Consider the following 17166-nt stretch of genomic DNA (forward strand, 5'->3'; position numbering starts at 1 on the left):
GCGCACTTCCGCCCCCGCACTCCTGTTGCGGCTGATTAGCCGCGGGCCGAGACTACCCCAGCTCGACCGCGTGTCGTCACATGACGGCATAGGCGTGTCGCAGTGGAAAACCGGCCGTATCCTCGCCTTTCGCGGGTGTCGGAGCACCTGCATACGATCTAGTACGTGAAGGTACTGGGAGCATGCCCCCTCGACTGCCCCGACGCCTGCTCCTGGGTGGTGGACGTCCAGGACGGCAAGGCCGCCGGCCTGCGCGGCAACAAGGAGCATCCGGTCACCCGGGGCGCGCTGTGCGTCAAGGTGAACCGCTACCTCGAGCAGGTCCACTCCCCTGAACGTCTCACCCTGCCGCTGCGCCGCGTCGGCCGCAAGGGCGAGGGCCGCTTCGAGCCGATCAGCTGGGACGAGGCGCTCGACGAGATCGCCACCCGCCTCACCGCGATCATCGCCGAGCACGGCGGGGAGGCGGTGTGGCCGTTCCACGGCACCGGCAGCCTCGGTTTCATCCAAGGGCTGGAGGGTCTTTCCGGGCGGCGCTTCTTCAATGCGCTGGGCGCGTCCGGGCACGACCCGACCATCTGCTCGGTGGCGGGCACGGTCGGGTTGCGGTACACGCTGGGCACGTCGGGCGGCATGGATCCCGAGGACCTGGCGAAGTCGAAGCTGATCCTGTTGTGGGGCACCAATCCGCTCACCTCCGGCCATCATGTGTGGAAGTTCATCCAGGACAGCGGCGCGTACACCGTCGCCATCGACCCGGTGCGCACCAAGACCGCCGAACGCTGTGACGAACATCTGGCGCCGCTGCCGGGCACAGATGCCGCGCTCGCGCTCGGCCTCATGCACGTGATCGTCGGGCTGGGCGCGCAGGACGAGGAGTTCCTGGCCGACCACACCGAGGGCTGGCCCGAATTCCGGGCCCGCATCGCCGAGTACCCGCCCGAGCGGGCCGCCGCCATCACCGGCGTGCCGGTCGAGCGCATCATGGCGCTCGGTGAACGGATCGCCACCACTCGCCCCACCGCCATCCGCGCCTCGCAGGGCATGCAGCGGCACGCGGGCGGCGGTATGGCGCTGCGCACCCTGGCCTGTCTGCCCGGCGTCACCGGCGACTGGGCGATCCCCGGTGGCGGGCTGCACTATTCGACCAGCGGCCACTTCCGCCTGGACATCGACGCCCTGACCCGTTTCGATCTGCTGCCGCATCCCGTGCGCACGCTGTCGATGACCCGGATGGGTGAGGCGCTGCTGGACCCGGACGGTCCGCCGGTGCACGCGTTGTTCGTGATCGGCGCGAATCCGGTGGGCTCCAACCCCGATCAGCTCCGGGTGGTCGAGGGCCTGTCGCGCGAGGATCTGTTCACCGTCGTGCTGGAACACTTCCCGACCGACACGGTCGACTACGCCGATATCGTCCTCCCGGCCACCATGCAGCCCGAGCACCTCGATGTGCTGGCCGCCTACGGCAATCTGTATCTGGTCTGGAACGAGCCCGCCGTGGCCCCGCCCGGCGAATGCCTGCCCACCACCGAGACCTTCCGGCGGCTGGCCCGGCGCATGGGGCTGACCGAGCCGGCGCTCTACGAGTCCGATGAGGAGTTGGCGAACCAGCTGCTGAAACAGTACGACGTGGACCGGCTACGCGCGGACGGGTTCCTGAAGATCGAGCCGGGCCCGGTGCCCGACAGCAAGCTCCGCTTCGTCTCGGACCAGGTGGCGGCGGTGGGACACGATCCGGTGGCCGGATACACCCCGCCCGCGGATCCCGGCGACGGCCTGGTGCTCATCTCGGCGGCGTCACACTATTTCCTCAATACCGGGTTCGGTTCGAATCCCGAATTACGCCGCCGCGCAGGCGAGCTCCGCGTCACCATCCATCCGGACGACGCGGCCGCGCGCGGTATCACCGACGGTGATCCGGTGACGGTCGGCAATGATCGCGGCAGTTTCGAGGCCCTCGCCGAGGTCTCGGACATGGTCCGCCCGGGTGTGGCCGCGACCCCGAAGGGCCGCTGGGCCAAGCATTCCGGCGGCGCGACCGTCAACGCCACCGTCGCCGAACGGGATTCGGATTTCGGCGGTGGCGCGGTCTTCCACGACAACCGGGTGTGGATCCGCCCTAGGAACTGAGCGGTCAGGACGCGGCGAGCTGCTCCAGCACCCGCCGGGCCTGATAGTCCGCGCCCAGCTGGTTGGGGTGGAAGGGGACGGCGAGCCCGACCGGGTTGCCGGAGAACGGCAGCAGCCCCTCCACCCACCGGGTGCCGACGGGCTTGCAGGCGTCGTGGCCCGCGCTGCCCGCGTAGGTGTCGACGAATTCGACTCCCGTGCTCGAGGCGACCCGTTCGAGCATGGTGTGCAGTTCGATCAGCTTCTGCCCCAGCCACACCGCGTCGCCGTCGGAGATCGGGATGACCGGCCAGCAGCCGCCGTCGAGGCCGATGCCCTCGAAGTAGTCGAGCAGCAGGATGCGGGCGTGCGGCGCGCGTTCGCGAATGCCCGCGATGGTGGCGGTCACGCGCGGCTCGGTCCGGGCGATGTTCTGCGACATCCGGTCGGCGCCGTCGGCGACCATCGAGTTCAGGCAGGGGCTGATGGCGGGGTCGAGGGTGATGCAGTCGGTGACGATGGCCGCCAGATTCGCGTCGTTGCCACCGATTTCGAGGGTGACCAGGTCGGTGGATTCGGTCAGCGAGTCGAACTGCGGCGCGTTGGACCCGAGCACGGTCTGCTGCGGCTGGGTCATATTGGCGGTGACCGCACCGCCGCAGGTGGCGTCGCGGAAGACCGGCACGGCCAGCGCCGCGGCCACCTGTTTGGCGTAGTTGTGCGCGCTCTGCGCGCAGGGCGCGGGGGTGAACGCGGTGCTGAGCTGGCTCAGGGTGGCGTCGGCGGCCCAGGAGTCACCCAGGGCCACATACTCGTTGACCGTGGTGGCGGGTGGTTCGGCGGACCCGGCCCCCGCAGGCAGGACGGCGGCGAGGGCGGCGGCGGTGAGCAGTGCGCGCGAGGTCTTCATGTCTGGTCTCCCCTGGATCAGTCCCAATACCGAAGAGGGGACTGTTTTCAGTGCGGAACCTAGCAGTTGGACCCTCGTCCTGCTCGCCGAAATCTCAAACCCGGTCCGCCACCTCCCGCAGGTCCGCGCCCGCCACCTCCCGCAGGTCCGCGCCCACCATCTCCCGGCGGTCGACGCTGGCCGCCTCCATCCGCTCGTACCCGAGCAGGACATCGTGCGCCACTTCGCCGTCCGCCACGGTGACCCGGCTGAAGGCGGCCGGATAGCCTCGGGCCATCACGGTGTAGCGGCCCTCGACGAGATCCGGCACCACGTAGCGGCCGGTGTCGTCGGTGCGGGTGACGGCGATCAGGTCTCCGGCCTCGTCGAGCACGGTGATCTGGGCGTCGGGGATGCCGTCACCGCGCTCGTTGCAGGCCGATCCGGCCAGGACCGCGCGCGGCGCGAGTTCGATGTCGTGGCGCAGCATTCCGCTGTCGGGCACGGTGAGGGTGACCGCGGACGGCCGCATGTGCTCGGCCACCGCGACCAGCGTGTAGGTCCCGGCCAGCACGCCGCGGCAGATGAAGTCGCCGTCGGCGGTGGTGACGGCCGAGCCGACAACGTCACCGAAGTGGTCGGTCAGGGTGATGGTCGCGTCGCCGAGCGGCGCGCCCCGGCCCGCCGACCGCACCACGCCCGACACCTCGCCGGAGCCGAGCAGGGCGACATCGAGCCGATGCGGGCGGTTGCCGACCGAAATGCTCACCGCGGCGGGCTGATAGCCGTAGGCGGACACGATCAGCACGTACCCGCCCGTCCGCGGCGCACCGATCAGGTACTCCCCGTCCGCGTCGCCGACGGCCCGCGAGACCTGGCGTCCGCGCTGGTCGATCAGGGTCAGCACGGTGTCGGGCACCGACTGCCCGTCCTCCCGGTGCACTCGGCCCGACACCGACAGCCCCGGCGCCTCCTCGAGCACGAACTCCGGCTCCGCGTCGAACTCCGGCTCCGGTTCGAGCTCCGGCTCCGGCTCGAGCTCCGGCTCGACCAACTCCTCCTCGGGCACCACGACCGGTACCGGAGTGTCCTGCAGCGGAATCTCTTTCATGAACAGCAGTACGACCGCCGCCACCACCGCGACCGCGGCGGCTACCGCGAACACCCCGCCCATGGCGTGGGTGAATCCGGTCAGAATGGGTGTGCGCACCTGCTCCGGCAGATCCGCGATGCCGCTGGTATTGGCCTCGATCCGCCCGAGTTGCGCGGCGTCGAAGCCCGGCGGCAGCTGACCGCCGAAGGCCGCCATGATCTTTCGCGGCAGCAGGTTGAACAGGATGGTGAGGAACACCGCGACCCCGAGGGTGCCGCCCATCTGCCGGAAGAACGTGGCCGACGCCGTGGACACCCCCATGTCGGCGCGCGGTCCGGCGTTCTGGGCGGCGATGATCAGCGTCTGCATGCAGCCGCCCAGGCCGAAACCGATGACGCCGCAGTACAGCAGCGGCTGCCACAGCGGGCTGTCGAAGCGGACCAGCGCGAACAGCACCGATCCGGCGGCGATGATCAGCGAGCCCAGGATCGGCAGCGCCTTGTACCGTCCGGTGAACTTGGTGACCAGCCCGGACAGTTGCGCGCCCAGCATGATGCCCAGCACCAGCGGCAGCATGAAAAGACCGGAGCGCGTGGGCGAGTATCCGCGCACCACCTGGAAGTACAACGGCACCAGCACGATCGCGCCGAACATGGCGACGCCGACGATGAACCCGCCCAGGATGGCGATGCTGAAGGTGCGACTGCGGAACAGCCGCAAGGGAATCAGCGCGGAGTCCTTCATGAGCAGTTCGACGATGAGGAAGGCGGTCAGCCCGGCGGCCGCGATGCCGTAGCAGACCAGCGCGTGCTGCGACCTCCACCCCCATTCGCGTCCCTGCTGGGCGACGATGAGCAGCGGAACCGTGCCCGCCGCAAGGGTTATCGCCCCGAGCCAGTCGGTGCGGTGGCGGTGCCGTTCGAACGGCACGTCGAGCACCTTGCCGACCACCACCAGCGCGAGCGCGCCGATCGGGACGTTCACCAGGAACACCCAGCGCCAGCCGGACAGTCCGAGGATGTGGTCGGCGTTGGAGAAGAAGCCGCCCAGGACGGGGCCCAGCACCGTGGCGATGCCGAAGACCATCATGAAATAGCCCTGGTACCTGACCCTTTCGCGGGGCGGCACGATATCGCCGATGATGGTGAAGGCCAGCGACATGAGCCCGCCCGCGCCGACGCCCTGCAGCGCGCGGAATCCCGCCAGCTGGTACATGGAGGTGGCGAAGGTGCAGGCCACCGAGCCGAGCACGAAGACGCCGATGGCGATGAGGTAGCAGGGTTTCCGGCCGTAGATGTCGGCCAGCTTGCCGTAGAGCGGCGTCGAGATGGTGGCGGTGATCAGGTAGGCGGTGGTGGCCCAGGCCTGTTTGTCGAAGCCGTGCAGGCTGTTGGCGATGCGGACGATCGCCACGCTGACGATGTTCTGGTCCAGCGCCGCGAGGAACACCCCGAGCAGCAGACCGGACAGGATGGTCATGATCTGGCGGTGCGAGAGCGTTCTCTCGGCCGGCGCCGAGGGTTCGCTCGGCGCTGATTTCTCGATGGACGGTGCGACCCGGACCGGTGCTGCCACCCGCGACGGGGTGGATACCGATGCCTGGGTAGAGCTGTTTGGCATGTTTGGGGCCCTTGTCGGATTTCGGCTTGCCGTGCGTGCGGTGCTACTCGAAAAGACCTCGCCATGAAGCAATTCGGGCAGCTTACTCCCGCCGATCGGGGCCCCTCACAGGAGGTGGTGGTTACGCCTCCGTTTGCGCATAGAGCGGAATGCCGGTGTGGAAGAAGCGAATGAGACGGCCGATGCGCACGCAGTGGTCGGCCGCGCGCTCGAAGTGGTGGGCCAGCAGGGCGATGTCGATGGCCATGGCCGAGCCGTGCGCCCAGCCGTCGTCGGCCGCGAGCTCAACCAGGCGGCCGCGCAGGCGCTCCAGGTTCTCGTCGCGCGGGATCAGCACCCGGTCGCGCGGCGGGTTCTGCGCCGCAATGACTCTCACCGAGCTGGCGGCGAGATGCGTGACCGCGCCGGACATTTCCACCAGTAGGTCCAGGACCTGCTCGGGGGCCACCGGGTTCGGGTAGCGGCGCACCACTACGTCGGCGACGCGGCTCAGCGATCGGCTCACGGCCAGCAGGTCGTCGGCGATCTGCATGGCGGTGATGACCTGGCGCAGGTCACGCGCCACCGGGGCTTCCAGGGCCAGCAGGATGACCGACCGGTCCTCGCATTTGGCGTGCTCGATCTCCACTTGTTCCTCGAGCGCGAACACCTCGTACGCGGCCGTCAGGTCGGCGCCGAGGAGCGCTGTCGTGGCCCGCTCGGAGGCCTCCTGTGTCAGCTGCGCCATATGCGCGAGCTCCTCGGTCAGCGCCATCAGTTCGCTGGAGAATTTCGTGCGCACTCGCATATCTTGGCCGCCCTCCCGCATGCCTGCACACTATCGCGGGAAAACCTTTCTCTCCGAATGGGTCTCGTTTCCGTTCACCAGAAGTAAACAGACCGTCCAGATTTGTCTGATTTGGCCACCCGTTGTTCGATTTGATCTGCTTCGGTGGGTCGTAACCGGAAAGACCCGCCGGTAACCGAGACTGGCCCCGTGGCCGCCGACAACCCAGACTCGCCGCAGCGGACCGCCATGCCCGCGTGGCTCCCCCGCGCCATGGTGCTCGCACTGGCCCTGCTCGGACTGTTCGAACTCGCCAATTGGGCGGCCCACCAGCTCATCGGGATCGCGATCATGATGACGGTGGCGTTCTTCGTGTCGCTCGCCATGGAGCCGGCGGTGGACGGGCTCGCCGGGCGCGGCGTGAATCGCGGGCTGGCCACCGGGCTGGTGTTCATCATCGTGTTCGCGTGCACCGCGGGATTCCTCGCGACGCTGGGCGTGCTCCTGGTCGAGACCGTCTCCCATGTGGTGAGCGAACTGCCGCGACTGGTCGGCGAATTGGTGGATTGGGTCAATCGCGTATTCCACCAGAATTTCACCTTGGATCAGTTGCGCGATCGGCTGTTCAAGGACTCGGACATCATCAGTTCCTATGCCGAGCGGGCGGCGAACAATGTGTGGGGGCTGTCGAGCACGGTGCTGGGCGGGCTGGCGCAGTTCATCACCATCGCACTGTTCAGCGTGTACATGACCGCTGACGGGCCCAAGCTGCGGCGCTCGGTGTGCTCGCTGCTGCCGCCCGCGAAACAGGGTGCGGTGCTGCATGCCTGGGACCTGGCCATCGACAAGACCGGTGGGTACTTGTATTCGCGGGCGTTGCTGGCGGTCATCTCGGCGGTCGCGCACGGGGCGTTCCTGGCGCTGCTCGGCATACCGAACGCGCTGGCTCTGGGCATCTGGTTCGGTGTGGTGGCCTCGTTCGTGCCGACCATCGGCACCTATATCGCGGGCGTGCTGCCGATCCTGGTGGCGCTCACCATCAGACCGCTCGACGCGGTGTGGATTCTGCTGTTCGTGGTGGTCTACCAGTGGATTCAGGACTATGTGCTGCAGCCGCGGATCACCGCGCGGACGGTGGACGTGAATCCGGCGGTGGCGCTGCTGTCGGTGATCATGGGCGGGGCGCTGCTGGGGGCGGTGGGCGCGCTGCTGGCCATTCCGGCGACCGCCACCTTGCAGGCGTTCCTCGGGGAGTACGTGAAGCGGTACGAGGTCAGCGAGGATCCGCGGATCGAGCGGAAGGGCGGGGCGCGCAAGCAGCGCAAGCTGGACGAGGCCGCGGCGAAGGACTCCGAGGAGTCCGAGGACTAGGCGCGGACCGGGACGGCGTCCTCGGGCCGCTTGGCCCGCGCGGTGCCCAGGATCGAGCCCAGGATCACCAGTGGGAAGCCGATCGCCATGCCAGCGGTCAGCGGCTCGTTCAGCAGCGAGACGCCGATCAGCAGGGCCACGGCCGGATTGATGTAGGTGATGACGGTCGCGCGGGACGGGCCGACCTCGCCGATGAGGGCGAAGAAGACCACGAACGCCAGCGCGGTGCACAGCAGTCCCAGCCCGACCACCGACCAGGTCGCGCCGGCCGGGAAATGGGACGGCATGCGCCACAGCGTGAACGGCAGGTACAGGGTGGCCGCGAAGACCAGCGACGCGGTGACCACGCCGATCGGCGGCAGCTCTTTCAGCTTGCGGTCGATGATGATCGGGCCCAGGGCGTAGCCGATCACGCTCACCCCGATGGCGACCAGCGCGCCCAGATTCGACATATCGATATCCAGACCGACCAGTGCGGTCACACCCGCGAAGCCGATCACCAGGCCGAGGATCCGGCGCGGATCGAGACCCTCGTGCCCGAGGCGGGTGGTGATCACGATCGCGATCAACGGGACCGCGGCGATGAGCAGCCCCACCGTCGAACTGGTGAGCCGGGTCTCCGCGTGCCCGATGAGCAACCACGGCCCGGTGATCTCCACCAGCGTGTAGACCAGCACCCACCGCCACTCCCGCAACACGGGCCACAGCACCTTCGTGAACAGCGCGACCGGCAGCAGCACCAGCGCACCCAGCAGGGTCCGCCCGAACGCCACGAACACCGGATCGAACTCCCCCACCGCCACCCGGATCATCGCGTACGGCACGCCCCAGATAACGCCCATACCCAGGAACAACAGCCATCCGCGCTTGCTCACCGCACACTCCTTCCGATCCCCGGGAGCGTAGGGCACGCCGCCGACACGCTGAACCAGTCGTCCGAACGCGGCCGCCCGCCGAAGTATTTCGGTGAGGAATGCGAGACCGGCAGCGCCGAGGGCGAACGGGGCGCCGAGAGCGAGACAGACGTGGATTCGAGTCGGCGCCGTCGCGGTCACGGCGGCCGCGATCGGCCTGAGCGCCGCGCCCGCCGGGGCATCGCCCGGACCCGCACCGATCGACGTGATCATGTCCGGGCCGGCCCAGCACAGCGGGACAGGGCAACTCGCCGAGCCGCGACATCGCCTCGGAGCCGCCCGGACCTCGACCACACTCGAACCAGCACTGGACTGTGTTCCATCACCGGAACAACCGAATCCCGTTGTGGTGCTGGGCGGATTCGGGGCAGTAGGAGACATCGGCGGCACACTGGAAACGCAAATGTCCGGAATCACCACCGGCATAAGAGATCTCGGCGGATGCCCCTTCATCTTCGGCTACGGCATCATCGGCCCGATCCAGGCAGCGGCACCCGTAGCGGAGTCAGCAAGCCAACTGGAGTCGTTCGTCACGAAACTGCTCGCCACCACCGGAGCGACCCACGTCGACATCGTTGCCCATTCCTCGGGCGCCCTGGTAGCGAACTACTACCTGAAATTCCTCCATGGCGGCCCCCACGTCGACCGCGCAACGTATCTCGCACCGGTCACCACAGGCACAACCGCCGCCACCCCGATCGGCGCCCTCGACCTCCCCGGCGCCCTCGACTGCCTCGCCGGATCCCAAGTCACCCAAGCCCTCCTCGCCGACGGAGTAACCGTCCCCGGCGTCATCTACGCGGTCCTCGCCACCCACGGCGACCAGGTCCTCACCCCACCCGGCCCAGCCTCCTTCATCAACGACCCCCGCGTCGAAAACGACTACTTCGAAGACCTGTACCCCCAAGCGGGCCTGTCCAGCCACGCCACCCTCCCCATGCAACCCGAAGCGGCGCAATGGGTGATCAAACAGCTCCTCGCCGAGTAGCCGAATCCTCTCCCCACTGAACATTCACCCGAACTGCCTCCGCTTGATAGCCACCGCCAGCCGACCACGCTCACTGATCAGCCAAACACCGTGGCGACCGCCACGCACGACAAGTCCGCGAGCCACCAACTGCGCCAGCGCATTCCGCGTACTCCACCCGGTCAGGGCCGCCGCCCGCTGAATCTCCACAGCCGACATCCGCCCCTCAGCTCCGCTCAAAACCCTCAACACAGCGAACTCCGCACTAGTCATGCCGCCCGATGCCTCCCCTGATGCCACCATCCGGCCTGCCCCCTGGCCGGGAGCTCGAGGTGTCCTCCACCTCCGAGCAGCGCGACCCGAAGAAACCGGGCACCACCACCCGGATGAATATCGCGATAGAAGCCCCAGACCGCCCACGCGATGACGCCGAGGCAGAGCCCGAGGATCGACAACAACGCCCATATGTCCCAATGCATTACGACACCTCCAGAGGTTTCCGGATCGGTGCTCAAAGCTTGAGACGCGGGCGACGGAGAGTCACGGCATTTCGGAAGATGCGAACTGAAACTTCCGAAACCCCATGACACCTCCCGTTTTACGTGCGACCATCGTTCCAGAACGAAGCAAGCGCCCTTTCGAAACGGAAGGAAGCACCATGCCGAGCGTGGGCCAGACGCTGCCACTCCATCAACTCGGGCGACGGCTCAGACAATGGCGCGAGGACGCCGGCTACAGCCTGGAGAAGGCCGCTGCGAAGGTGCCCGGAATGAGTCAGACCGCCCTGTATCGACTGGAGAAGGGGATGAAGGCAAAGCCGAATCCCCGTGATGTCAGGGCGATTTGCGAACTCTACGGTCTTCACGACGACCTCATCGACGGTGCGGTCGGACTCGCCATGCAGGCCGCCCAGAAGGACTGGTGGTGGCACGCGTACGGCGACCTGATTCCTGAAGGGTTCGACGTCTATGTCGCGCAGGAAACCGCGGCCGAGGCGATCAGCTCGCACCAACCCAACCTGATCCCCGGCCTACTCCAAACTCCCAGCTACGTCCTGGCTCTCATCCAGCGGGCGCTACCGAACGCCGGGCCGGACGAGTGGGAACGCCGCGTCGAGATCAAGACACACCGCAAGGCGATTCTGACCCGCCCCGATCCTGTCGCGATGGACGTCGTCATCGGCCAAGCCGCACTGCACCACCGAGTCGGCAGCCCCGCGATCATGGCTGCTCAGCTTCGGCACCTGACCGAGATGTGCGCACTCCATCCCAACATCAATCTGCGAATCCTCCCTTTCGAGGCGGGATTTCCCTGCGGCGCGAGCATGCCACCCTTCGTGATCCTCGACTTCGGCACGACCACCGACGGCTCCCCCGTTGAGCCGCGCACGGTATTCCTCGAGAATGTGGTCGGCGGGATCTACCTCCGCAAGCCCGACGACGTGGAGTTCCACGAACGCGCCTACAGCACCATCACCCAAGCAAGCCTCGACGCCAAAGCAAGCCAGATCCTGGTGACGCGATTGGCAAAGGAGTACGAGCGTGAATAGTGAACTACCCGTGCCGAACTGGTTCAAGAGCAGCTACAGCCAGCCCCAGGGCGAATGCGTCGAAGTCGCCTTCCTCCACTCCGGCAACATCGGCGTCCGCGACTCCAAAAACCCCACCGGCCCTGCCCTGACCTTCAGCCCGAGGCAATGGGATGCCTTCACCCTGGGAGTCAAAGACGGCGAGTTCGACCACCCGTAAGCCGCCGCCGACTCAGGCCAACAGGCCGGTCACCACTTGTAAGGGGCTCAATGATCATCTTCGAGTTCTCGCGCCACGAAGACGATCCCGACGAACTGGGGCCGACCGGGTTCGATTTCGGCGACATGGACGTCGTCGGTGATCTGGGTGATGCCTCGTCCAGAGACGAGGGCGCCGGGTCCATGATGATCTTCCTATCTGTCTCGATGTTGCTCGACGAGCTGAGCTCGCTGATCGACCGGAGACGTGGCGGATTCGACTACCTGGGAATATCCTCGGGATTCCGGCTCAACTTCTCACTCATGAAACGGAGGATGCGCGTTCGCGCTCGCCGCATCGAGATCACCGACACGGACGCCAGGCAGGTCCTGGACGCTGTCTGGCAAGCCGTCACCGAGTTCGCCGCCCAACAGCTGCCACTACTCGCCGCGGATGACCTCGGACGAACCGACTTGGAGTACTCCATGGCGCAGTATTCACGGGCACTCCAGCGATACACAGAAGCCGAGTAGACCCCCACGTCCGGGTGTGGGATGTCGTAATGACCTTCATGGACAGTGCTGTCGACAAGATCAAGGTCTGGTTCCGATTCACGCCTCGTGAGGGATGGCTCCCGCAGGACACCGAGGGCCTGTGGACGATACGGGTCGGCGAGGATACGGCCCTCGTGCAGAATGTCCCCTTCCTGCAGGACGGTGTGGCGGAGGGTGACGTCGTGCGATTCGTGACGAACTCGGACGGGCTCCACTGGGCCGTCGGGCGTGTCAGTTCCTCCGCCGACTTTGCCGGGATCAAGACGCTGTTGACCCGAGGTGTGGAAGAGGGATGGTGGTTCTTCGAAGTCGGCTGCGGCACTGCCGAATGGTGGAACGCCTGACCACGTGGGCAATTCCGCTTACGGCTCAACCTCGTGCTGACTTGCCGCCGCGTCCCTCGCGATGCGGCGCATCCGATCGACGACATCCGGACGACGTTCGACGATCGTCGCCTCCCACTCCCCGAGCACATCGAACAGATCGATCTCGAGTCCACGCAGAGGGCGATCTTTCGTGATGGCCTGCACGGCAGCGTGGAAGTCGCCGCGGAAATCCAAGACCGAGGTCCGTCCTTGAAGGAACGGCAGGGCCGCATCCCTGATCCGCGGGTCGACGGACTCATCCATGGACGGGATCATCGCAGCCCCTCCTCGTCGTCGATGACGTCCTGGATCGCGTCGATCTGGTCCTGAACGATCTCGGCGCGCGCCACCAACTCGACCCGGTCGGGCTCGGTGAGGCTCTCGGCGCCGAGCTTCTCGAAAACGCATGAGAGCACTGACCGTAAGTCCTCCAGCTTGCCGTCCGACTCCACGGACCCACCCTACGTCCTTGTCGCGACACTCACTCTTGAACACGTTCAATAAATGACCTAGCCTCAAAGTTGAACACGTTCAAATCAGCGAGGAGCTGGGGAAATGAACCTTGTCGTCATCACATACGCGACCTACACGATCGTCAGTCTGGCGGTCACCTTCTGGGTGGCACGGGTCCTGCATCGCACCGGCGCCCGGTTTCTGGTGGATGTCATGAATGGGGACACCGACCTCGCCGAGGCCGTGAATCATCTGCTGGTCATCGGGTTCTGGCTCGTCAACGCGGGATTCGTGGCACTGGCCTTGCGCATCGATGTCCCGGTCGACGACGCGCGCGTCGCGATCGAGGAACTCGCCATGAAACTCGGCCGGGTCCTGCTCGTACTCGGCGCCATGCACTTCGCGAACTTGATCGCCTTGAACAAGATCCGTCGCAGCCGGCACAAGGAGCAGCAGGCCGGTGTCCCGCCGGTTGCGTTCGACGCCGCCCAACTAGCCTGAGCCCCATGCCCCGCCCCGAGCCCGCGACCGCGCGCGGCGAGGAAACTCGCCAGCAGATCATCGACGCCGCCCTGCGCCTGTTCGAGCAGAACGGCTATACGAAGACCACCATGCGCGCGATCGCGGGCGAAGCCGGTGTCAGCGTCGGCAACGCCTACTACTACTTCGCATCCAAAGAGCACCTGGTCCAGGGGTTCTACCAGCACATCCAGGCCCTCCACCAGCAGCGGGTCGAGCAGACCCCCCGCAGCGACTCCCTCGCCGACCGATGGCAAGCGATGGAATCGGCCTTCGTCGACGTAGCCGCGCCCTACCACGAATTCGGCGGCAAGTTCTTCGCCATCGCCGCCGAACCCACCAGCCCGCTCAGCCCGTTCAGCGACGAAAGCCGGCCCGCCCGACAGACATCCACCGCCATCATGGGCGACCTGGTCATCGGCACGGACGTCAAGGGCGACAAGCGCCTGCTGGCCGAGCTGCCGAACCTGCTGTGGCTGGCCCACATGGGCATCGTCCTGTTCTGGGTCCACGACCGCAGCCCCGACCAGCAACGCACCCGACTGCTGATCCGCCGCACCGCCCCCCTCGTCGAACGCATCGTGGCGTTGTCGAGACTCCGCCCACTGCGCCCCGTCCTCTACCCGGCCCTGGATCTCATCCAGGAACTCAGCGACTGATCAGGCGCACCGCGCTCACGAAGCAGCGCGGCAGTCGCCGCCCCGGCTACCGGCCGACACCGACGATTCCTCCCGCCGTCGACTGAAACAGGGTGGGCCAACACCACTCTGCCGTGACGAGGACCGGGGTCGAACGGGTTTGACAGGCCCCTCGCCTCCAGACACACTCGACATCTTGTCGCTCAGGGGCGGCTCAGCCGGGGAGGGCCTTCAATTATGTGGATACGTCGCGGTCGCGCTGTGCCAGTATTGCTTTCGCTACTTCTGATGGTCGGGGTGACCGGCTGTTCTTCGGGCGCCAAGCAACAGTCCACGGTGGGGTTCTCGGAGCTGCCCACTCGCTGCTCGGAAGCGTTGAAACATGCCGAACAAGAACTGAAGACGTTCGCGGGCGAGGCCTACGGTTCCCTCGTCGAATCGGCGGACGCCGATCGAGATGCCACGGCTGCCAGTCAGTATCTGGGCTGTGTCGTGAAGTTCGGTAGCTCGATTCAGCGTGAGCCCGTCACGGCGTACCGAACACCGATGTGGCGCAACGTTTCGATTTCTTACTACCTGTCTTTGGATACCTTCGGCACGAGCAGGACTGCTCGACGCCTGATGGACTCCGTGCCTGGATCGACTGTGCAGGGACGTCCGCAACCCACACCCATCGACGGTGTCGGGGACGCCGCGATCACCTGGGTCGATGAGAGCGCAGGGAAACCTCCCCAGGTCAGCGTGAAGTTCAGCATCGACAATCTCATCGTCACCGTCGGCACGTGGGGCAAGGATTGGTCCGGAGTCCCCGAGACGGACCCGATCATCGACTCACCGGAGTTGCGGTCGGACCTGCACACCGGCACCGAAGCGATCGCGAAATCCATTGCCCGGCAAGCTCCGTCGACTCTGCCGAGAGCGATGCTGACCAGACCCTCCTTGATCCATCACACCCCCACGCCCTCGACGACCAAGGTTGCCGCACCGGCATGGGATCCCTGCCAGATCTCCTACGGCAGCCTCACCGACGCCGGACTCGACGTGCGTTCGGCACGTCGTACCGACGACTCCGGTACCAGAGCAGCGTGCATGTGGAGTGGCGGCTGGTACCGCCTGCAGGTCTCCTCCAGCGTCGCCCCCTTCGAATGGTCGGCCTACGAAGACTCGGCCTATGTCGGGCCGAAGCCTGTGACCATCGGGGACCGCCACGGAGTCCAAGTGCGTTGGCGCGAAAGTAATCTCGTCTGCGCCCTCATGTTCGAACTGCCGGTCGAGGCCAATCAGCCCGACAGGGGAGGGCGAACACTGACCTTCGAGGCATGGTTGAGCGAAGACCGGACACAGACCGCGCTGTGTGACGAGTTGACCCGAGTTGTGCATGCGCTCGCAGGGTCGCTACCGGCAACCAGGTGACCGCAGAATCCGCTGGACCGGCCACCGCCGCCAGCATTGCAAACAGGTGCGAGGCAATACCGCGCTTCAGTCGGATTCGCCGATGAAGCTGCGGCGGCCGGACCCTGTTGCGGTGCAGAGCATCCGCTATCGCCGAATGCCGCACGACTCCAGCGTTAGACGCGGACGTGCATCAAGGTCACGGCCATACGTCGAAGCCTGTTCCGCAGTCGCCCATCGATGTTGGCGCCGATCCTGCTGCGCTCGCGGCACCCCTCTGAATGGGTTGGGGCTCTGCGACTTTGGATTCTCTACCTGACCGACACGATCTCTCCACACTTGGTCGACGGATCGGACACAACTGGTCGATACGGTGACCGCGTGTCTACTCGTGATACACCGTGGAATCGCTTGGACCTTCTCGCGGACATATTGCAGGGCGTTGCCGTCGGCGCGCTGGCTGTGGCATGGGCGGCGATCGCGTTCGGACTGTACTCGGAGCCGGCAGCCGATCCACGGTTCGATCTCGAAGCGGGCGGCCGCTTCGCGGCCAGCCTCATGGTCTATGGGCCGTTCCTGCTTGTGATCAGCCCGCTGTTGGCCGTCACTGCCATTTTCGGGCTGATGCCATACCGGTTCGCGCCTGGCGGCACCATCGCGGGTGGGATAGTTGCCAGTTTGTTCGCCCAGTGGGTGGGAACCGAGCTGTACCTGTCCGACTACAGGCCGGAGTTACCCGGACACCTCGACATCAGCCTCGTCGCGGCGTGCTTCGCACTTGCCGCAGCGTTCGCCGCAGCTTTCTTGCACTTGTATAGCAACCGATCCGGTCGGACGCGCGCCGCCTCGATGCGAGGCGGAGCAGTGCTGGTGGTTGCCATTATCGTCGGTGCGGCGGTTACGATTCCGCCGCTGATCGCGGGCACCGGCACTCCGGCCGGTGTCCTGGCTGGGCTCGTCACCGATCCCAATTGCGGGAGGAACTTGTCGGACTGGACCGACGAGGGACGGGCGACCGTCTACAAGGGCGACGCGACGACACAGTCGTATCCGCCGAAGGATATGCCCGACATTCGGTTCGGGGTCGTGGTCACACTGCGGAACGGCATAGGCAGCGTCGAAACCACCCCGCCGACCGCGATCTCGTTCCGAGACGAGCTGCCATTTCGGTCGGGTCGGCCAGCAACCGAGTTGCTGCTGTCTCGGGATGGTACAGGCAACCGGTTCGCGTTTACTCGCATACGCGATCCGAAGTGTGAGACCGGCAGTAGCCGGGTGGTTTCGGCGACCTACATCTATGACGACTACGGCAGAACGGACACGCCTCAGATTCGGGGCACGGTATCTCGTAGCGAGTAACGCGCTGGCAGGGGTGTTTGATAGGCGGCGCTGATCTGGATGTCCGCACATGCCGCGTACCGCGCTGACAGGATCTGCCAGCGCGTGTGGCCCGCAGCGAGACCGACTGCGACCCAAAGACATCCGCTACTGCCGATTCCAGGGCGCTCGACCAATCAAGAATCCTCACCGACGAATGACGTTCTCGGCTTGCGGACCTTTCGGCCCCTGGACCACATCGAAGGTCACTGCCTGGCCAACCTCGATCGGGCGGGGGTCCAACCCAAGGATGGCAGAGAAGTGCACGTAGACGTCGGGGCCCCCTCCGTCTTGCGAGAGCATTCCGAATCCCCTGTCGGCGTTGAAGAAGATCACGGTGCCGGTGGCCATACTGCCCTCCTTGGTCGTCGAATTCGCTCGAAGGGGCTCAGGTTCGAGCGGTCTTCGCTGG

20 protein-coding genes are annotated in these 17166 nt (G+C 66.3%); 12 read left to right on the top strand and 8 right to left on the bottom strand.

Annotation, left to right across the window (positions count from 1 at the left end):
- The first annotated feature begins 165 nt into the window (after positions 1 to 165).
- Entirely contained in the window at positions 166 to 2130 is a 1965-nt protein-coding gene (locus ACQP06_RS27910; protein ID WP_433667499.1) for a molybdopterin-containing oxidoreductase family protein, read from the top strand.
- Positions 2131 to 2134: 4 nt separating this feature from the next.
- Here the strand turns inward: ACQP06_RS27910 and ACQP06_RS27915 are convergent, their stop codons facing one another.
- Both ACQP06_RS27915 and ACQP06_RS27920 read right to left on the bottom strand, forming a co-directional pair.
- Entirely contained in the window at positions 2135 to 3019 is an 885-nt protein-coding gene (locus ACQP06_RS27915; RefSeq protein ID WP_433667500.1) for an SGNH/GDSL hydrolase family protein, read from the bottom strand.
- Between the two features lie 94 nt (positions 3020 to 3113).
- A complete protein-coding gene (locus tag ACQP06_RS27920; RefSeq protein ID WP_433667502.1) occupies positions 3114 to 5570 on the bottom strand; it encodes an MFS transporter in 2457 nt (818 codons plus the stop codon).
- Between ACQP06_RS27920 and ACQP06_RS27925 the strand changes: the two genes are divergently transcribed.
- On the top strand, positions 5563 to 5778 hold the full coding sequence (locus tag ACQP06_RS27925) for a hypothetical protein (protein ID WP_433667504.1): 216 nt from the start codon (positions 5563 to 5565) through the stop codon (positions 5776 to 5778). The two genes, ACQP06_RS27920 and ACQP06_RS27925, sit on opposite strands and share 8 nt — an antisense overlap.
- 54 nt (positions 5779 to 5832) lie before the next feature.
- Here ACQP06_RS27925 and ACQP06_RS27930 read toward each other — a convergent pair whose 3' ends face one another.
- Positions 5833 to 6492 (bottom strand): phosphate signaling complex PhoU family protein, encoded by a 660-nt coding sequence (locus ACQP06_RS27930; protein WP_433667505.1) that lies wholly within the window; start codon positions 6490 to 6492, stop codon positions 5833 to 5835.
- A 195-nt stretch (positions 6493 to 6687) separates the two neighbouring features.
- On the opposite strand from ACQP06_RS27930, the gene ACQP06_RS27935 reads away from it, so the two are divergent.
- On the top strand, positions 6688 to 7848 hold the full coding sequence (locus ACQP06_RS27935; RefSeq protein WP_433667507.1) for an AI-2E family transporter: 1161 nt from the start codon (positions 6688 to 6690) through the stop codon (positions 7846 to 7848).
- On the opposite strand, the gene ACQP06_RS27940 is transcribed toward ACQP06_RS27935, so the two are convergent.
- Complete coding sequence (locus ACQP06_RS27940; RefSeq protein ID WP_433667509.1) at positions 7845 to 8723, bottom strand: DMT family transporter; 879 nt, start codon at positions 8721 to 8723, stop codon at positions 7845 to 7847. The genes ACQP06_RS27935 and ACQP06_RS27940 overlap by 4 nt on opposite strands.
- 442 nt (positions 8724 to 9165) lie before the next feature.
- On the opposite strand from ACQP06_RS27940, the gene ACQP06_RS27945 reads away from it, so the two are divergent.
- Positions 9166 to 9750 carry an esterase/lipase family protein gene (locus tag ACQP06_RS27945; RefSeq protein ID WP_433667511.1) on the top strand — a complete coding sequence of 195 codons (585 nt, stop codon included), beginning with the start codon at positions 9166 to 9168 and terminating at the stop codon, positions 9748 to 9750.
- A gap of 24 nt (positions 9751 to 9774) precedes the next feature.
- On the opposite strand, the gene ACQP06_RS27950 is transcribed toward ACQP06_RS27945, so the two are convergent.
- Positions 9775 to 10194 (bottom strand): MarR family transcriptional regulator, encoded by a 420-nt coding sequence (locus ACQP06_RS27950; RefSeq protein ID WP_433667513.1) that lies wholly within the window; start codon positions 10192 to 10194, stop codon positions 9775 to 9777.
- A 193-nt stretch (positions 10195 to 10387) separates the two neighbouring features.
- Between ACQP06_RS27950 and ACQP06_RS27955 the strand changes: the two genes are divergently transcribed.
- From ACQP06_RS27955 to ACQP06_RS27970, 4 genes are read left to right on the top strand one after another with little or no spacing between them, the layout of a single operon-like run.
- A complete protein-coding gene (locus tag ACQP06_RS27955; RefSeq protein ID WP_433667515.1) occupies positions 10388 to 11278 on the top strand; it encodes a helix-turn-helix domain-containing protein in 891 nt (296 codons plus the stop codon).
- Positions 11271 to 11477 (top strand): DUF397 domain-containing protein, encoded by a 207-nt coding sequence (locus ACQP06_RS27960; RefSeq protein WP_433667517.1) that lies wholly within the window; start codon positions 11271 to 11273, stop codon positions 11475 to 11477. Before ACQP06_RS27955 ends, ACQP06_RS27960 begins: the two co-directional genes overlap by 8 nt.
- A 50-nt stretch (positions 11478 to 11527) precedes the next feature.
- Positions 11528 to 11989 (top strand): hypothetical protein, encoded by a 462-nt coding sequence (locus ACQP06_RS27965; RefSeq protein WP_433667519.1) that lies wholly within the window; start codon positions 11528 to 11530, stop codon positions 11987 to 11989.
- Between the two features lie 29 nt (positions 11990 to 12018).
- The gene (locus tag ACQP06_RS27970) at positions 12019 to 12354 is read left to right on the top strand and encodes a DUF4265 domain-containing protein (protein ID WP_433667520.1); all 336 of its coding nucleotides are present in this window, start codon (positions 12019 to 12021) and stop codon (positions 12352 to 12354) included.
- A gap of 18 nt (positions 12355 to 12372) precedes the next feature.
- Here ACQP06_RS27970 and ACQP06_RS27975 read toward each other — a convergent pair whose 3' ends face one another.
- The gene (locus ACQP06_RS27975; protein WP_433667522.1) at positions 12373 to 12639 is read right to left on the bottom strand and encodes a hypothetical protein; all 267 of its coding nucleotides are present in this window, start codon (positions 12637 to 12639) and stop codon (positions 12373 to 12375) included.
- A gap of 8 nt (positions 12640 to 12647) precedes the next feature.
- Positions 12648 to 12827: a hypothetical protein gene (locus ACQP06_RS27980; protein ID WP_433667524.1), complete on the bottom strand. Its 180-nt coding sequence runs from the start codon at positions 12825 to 12827 to the stop codon at positions 12648 to 12650.
- 103 nt (positions 12828 to 12930) lie between these two features.
- Here ACQP06_RS27980 and ACQP06_RS27985 point away from each other — a divergent pair, with 103 nt between their 5' ends.
- From ACQP06_RS27985 to ACQP06_RS28000, 4 genes are all read left to right on the top strand, one after another.
- On the top strand, positions 12931 to 13329 hold the full coding sequence (locus tag ACQP06_RS27985; RefSeq protein WP_433667525.1) for a hypothetical protein: 399 nt from the start codon (positions 12931 to 12933) through the stop codon (positions 13327 to 13329).
- A gap of 5 nt (positions 13330 to 13334) precedes the next feature.
- The gene (locus tag ACQP06_RS27990) at positions 13335 to 14006 is read left to right on the top strand and encodes a TetR family transcriptional regulator (protein WP_433667527.1); all 672 of its coding nucleotides are present in this window, start codon (positions 13335 to 13337) and stop codon (positions 14004 to 14006) included.
- A gap of 267 nt (positions 14007 to 14273) precedes the next feature.
- Positions 14274 to 15398 carry a hypothetical protein gene (locus tag ACQP06_RS27995; protein WP_433667529.1) on the top strand — a complete coding sequence of 375 codons (1125 nt, stop codon included), beginning with the start codon at positions 14274 to 14276 and terminating at the stop codon, positions 15396 to 15398.
- Between the two features lie 390 nt (positions 15399 to 15788).
- On the top strand, positions 15789 to 16736 hold the full coding sequence (locus tag ACQP06_RS28000) for a hypothetical protein (protein ID WP_433667530.1): 948 nt from the start codon (positions 15789 to 15791) through the stop codon (positions 16734 to 16736).
- 165 nt (positions 16737 to 16901) lie between these two features.
- Here ACQP06_RS28000 and ACQP06_RS28005 read toward each other — a convergent pair whose 3' ends face one another.
- A complete protein-coding gene (locus tag ACQP06_RS28005) occupies positions 16902 to 17105 on the bottom strand; it encodes a cold-shock protein (RefSeq protein WP_433667531.1) in 204 nt (67 codons plus the stop codon).
- Between the last annotated feature and the right edge of the window lie 61 nt (positions 17106 to 17166).

This window comes from Nocardia sp. CA-136227, from assembly GCF_050955695.1.
In the GTDB taxonomy this organism is placed as follows: Bacteria; Actinomycetota; Actinomycetes; order Mycobacteriales; family Mycobacteriaceae; genus Nocardia.

What these genes read in the sequence shown, in the direction of transcription:
- ACQP06_RS27915 (WP_433667500.1), bottom strand. Translation starts at nt 3,019, where the DNA reads ATGAAGACCTCGCGCGCACTGCTCACCGCCGCCGCCCTCGCCGCCGTC.
- ACQP06_RS27925 (WP_433667504.1), top strand. Translation starts at nt 5,563, where the DNA reads ATGGTCATGATCTGGCGGTGCGAGAGCGTTCTCTCGGCCGGCGCCGAG.
- ACQP06_RS27920 (WP_433667502.1), bottom strand. Translation starts at nt 5,570, where the DNA reads ATGACCATCCTGTCCGGTCTGCTGCTCGGGGTGTTCCTCGCGGCGCTG.
- ACQP06_RS27945 (WP_433667511.1), top strand. Translation starts at nt 9,166, where the DNA reads ATGTCCGGAATCACCACCGGCATAAGAGATCTCGGCGGATGCCCCTTC.
- ACQP06_RS27950 (WP_433667513.1), bottom strand. Translation starts at nt 10,194, where the DNA reads ATGGGCGTTGTTGTCGATCCTCGGGCTCTGCCTCGGCGTCATCGCGTG.
- ACQP06_RS27955 (WP_433667515.1), top strand. Translation starts at nt 10,388, where the DNA reads ATGCCGAGCGTGGGCCAGACGCTGCCACTCCATCAACTCGGGCGACGG.
- ACQP06_RS27965 (WP_433667519.1), top strand. Translation starts at nt 11,528, where the DNA reads ATGATCATCTTCGAGTTCTCGCGCCACGAAGACGATCCCGACGAACTG.
- ACQP06_RS27970 (WP_433667520.1), top strand. Translation starts at nt 12,019, where the DNA reads ATGACCTTCATGGACAGTGCTGTCGACAAGATCAAGGTCTGGTTCCGA.
- ACQP06_RS27975 (WP_433667522.1), bottom strand. Translation starts at nt 12,639, where the DNA reads ATGGATGAGTCCGTCGACCCGCGGATCAGGGATGCGGCCCTGCCGTTC.
- ACQP06_RS27985 (WP_433667525.1), top strand. Translation starts at nt 12,931, where the DNA reads ATGAACCTTGTCGTCATCACATACGCGACCTACACGATCGTCAGTCTG.
- ACQP06_RS27990 (WP_433667527.1), top strand. Translation starts at nt 13,335, where the DNA reads ATGCCCCGCCCCGAGCCCGCGACCGCGCGCGGCGAGGAAACTCGCCAG.
- ACQP06_RS27995 (WP_433667529.1), top strand. Translation starts at nt 14,274, where the DNA reads ATGGTCGGGGTGACCGGCTGTTCTTCGGGCGCCAAGCAACAGTCCACG.
- ACQP06_RS28005 (WP_433667531.1), bottom strand. Translation starts at nt 17,105, where the DNA reads ATGGCCACCGGCACCGTGATCTTCTTCAACGCCGACAGGGGATTCGGA.